This window comes from bacterium (assembly GCA_035549195.1).
In the GTDB taxonomy this organism is placed as follows: domain Bacteria; phylum Oederibacteriota; class Muellerivitia; order Muellerivitales; family Muellerivitaceae; genus DASZRK01.
This window is the reverse complement of sequence record DASZRK010000064.1, coordinates 1-2,162: the sequence shown is the minus strand read 5'-3', so window position 1 is coordinate 2,162 and position 2,162 is coordinate 1. Positions and strand designations below refer to the sequence as shown.

The window sequence follows — 2,162 nt, the reverse complement described above, 5'->3', positions numbered from 1 at the left end:
CCCCATGTTGCAGAACCTCCACAAGCGCCGCAACGAGATCACCGCCCACGTCAACCACCTGGAGCAGGACCAGCGCGAAGAGATCGCCGACAACCAGAACATGCCCGGCGACATGGCCGACCACGGCTCGGGCGAATTGAACCAGCATCTCTCCGTCACCCTGATGGAGAACGACCGCATCGAATTGGAACGCATCGAGAAGGCCATCGCCCGCATCGAGAACGGCGCCTACGGCAAGTGCGAGACCTGCCAGAAGCCCATCCCCATGCCCCGCCTGAAGGCCCTTCCCTGGGCCACCCGCTGCATCAGCTGCCAAAGCCGCTTGGAAGGCGCCTGAGACCGAGGCGCATCTTCAAAAGCCGAGGAAATCCCTAATTTTCAGGAATGGATAAAGAAAATTAGGGGAGGCGCAATTTCAGCAGCCGAAGAAGCACCCAATTTCCAGGAGTGGATATAGGAAATGGGGTGGCGCCTGAGACCGCCGGGCCCTTCAAACATCAAGGGAACCCAAAGCCCTTTCGGCCCGTCAAAACGTCCTTCTGGACCGAGGTCATTGCCTTCCGCTCTCCCGAACGATAGCATTTATTTGTCATGAACCCCCGGTCCTTCCCCATCCTCCTGGCCCTTTGGGCCGCCCTCCCCGGCGGGGCTTGGGCCCGGCACCATTCAACACCGACGCCCGAAGAGACCGCCACCCCGACCGCGACCTCCACTAGCACGCCCATCCCTTATGACGGACCCAAACTCTACACCTATGACACCGGCTGGGGTTCCAAGGGGTCCGGCCCCGATGAGTTGAATTCCCCCGAGGGCATCGACGTGGCCCCCGATGGCAGCATGATCATCGCCGACACGGCCAACAGCCGCATCGTGATCTGGGACCGGGAAGGCCGCCCGGTCACCACCTACGGTTCCTTCGGCTCCCGGGCCGACTGGCAGAACCCCCCCCAGTTCAACCACCCCACCGCCGTCTTCCGCAGCCCCGCCTCGGGGCAGATCTTCGTATCCGACACGCTCAACCAGCGGATCGTGGTGTTGGACGACAAGGGCCTGGTGGTCTCCACCTGGGGCGCCCAGGGAAACGCCAACGGACAGTTCAACCAGCCCCGCTCCATCGGCCAGGACCATTTCGGCAATATCCTGGTGCTGGACACCGGCAATTCCCGCGTCCAGACCTTCAGCGCGCTGGGCCAGTTCATCTCCACCTGGGGCGCCTTGGGCGAGGCTTCGCCCAACACCTACACCGCCCGCATGAACCAGCCCCAGGGAATGGCCATCAACCCCATCGACCAGGCCCTGGTGGCCGACACGGGCAATTTCCGTTTCCAGGTCTTCAACACCGGCGGGGTGCCCGTCACCGTCCAGGGCTGGTACGGCGACGGCCCCGACCAGTTCCGGGAACCCACCGAGGTGGCCCAGACCCCCCAGGGCCTCATCGCCGTCACCGACGGCGTGACGGGCCGCGTGGAATTCTTCAACCACCGCTTCGAGTTCATCGGCCAATGGACCGCCTCCGACGAACAGCAGGCGCCCAACTACCACCCCCACTTCAAGGGCATCGCCTCTGACGGGGAAGGCCGGCTTTACCTGGCCGACACCCAGAACTCGACCATCCTGCGCATCAAACCCTTGAAGGCGCCCGACGAACCCAAGACCCCCACACCCTCGCCCCGTCGCCCGACCCCCACCCCCATCGATTCGGACCCCTATGGGGGCGCCGGTTTCCCGATCCGGTAACCTCGAACGCCAGAGGAACCTTGAACGATCAACGGGAGCACTGACACCGGGGCTTTTTTGGCTCTTGCCCCGGGACGCTATGCTAAAATCCCGGCGCCTTTATCCCTCGTGACCGAGGCTCCATGAAACGCCCCATCTCGCTGGTCACCGGCGGCGCCGGTTTCGTCGGTTCCCACCTTTGCGACCACTTGATCTCCCTGGGCCACCAGGTCGTCTGCGTGGACAACCTCATCACCGGCAAGCTCGAGAACATCGCCCACCTGAGGCGCCATCCCCACTTCCGCTTCCTCCACCAGGACGTCATCAAGGGCCTGCCCCGCTTCATGGGCCTGCCCCGCTTCCTGAGGGACGTGACCAAAGGGTTCCCCCGCACGCTCCCCAAGGCCAACTACGTCTTCCACATGGCCTCGCCCGCCTCGCCCGTG

General features: G+C 64.0%; 3 protein-coding genes. All 3 read left to right on the top strand.

Annotated elements, in window-relative coordinates:
- Nucleotides 1–337, top strand: a 337-nt coding sequence (locus VHE12_11560; GenBank protein HVZ81413.1) for a TraR/DksA family transcriptional regulator, incomplete at its 5' end; no start/stop codon positions are given.
- Between the two features lie 254 nt (nucleotides 338–591).
- Nucleotides 592–1,737 (top strand): NHL repeat-containing protein, encoded by a 1,146-nt coding sequence (locus VHE12_11555; protein ID HVZ81412.1) that lies wholly within the window; start codon nucleotides 592–594, stop codon nucleotides 1,735–1,737.
- 122 nt (nucleotides 1,738–1,859) lie between these two features.
- The coding region (locus tag VHE12_11550) for an NAD-dependent epimerase/dehydratase family protein (protein HVZ81411.1) at nucleotides 1,860–2,162 on the top strand (303 nt) is incomplete at its 3' end.

What these genes read in the sequence shown, in the direction of transcription:
- VHE12_11555 (HVZ81412.1), top strand. Translation starts at nt 592, where the DNA reads ATGAACCCCCGGTCCTTCCCCATCCTCCTGGCCCTTTGGGCCGCCCTC.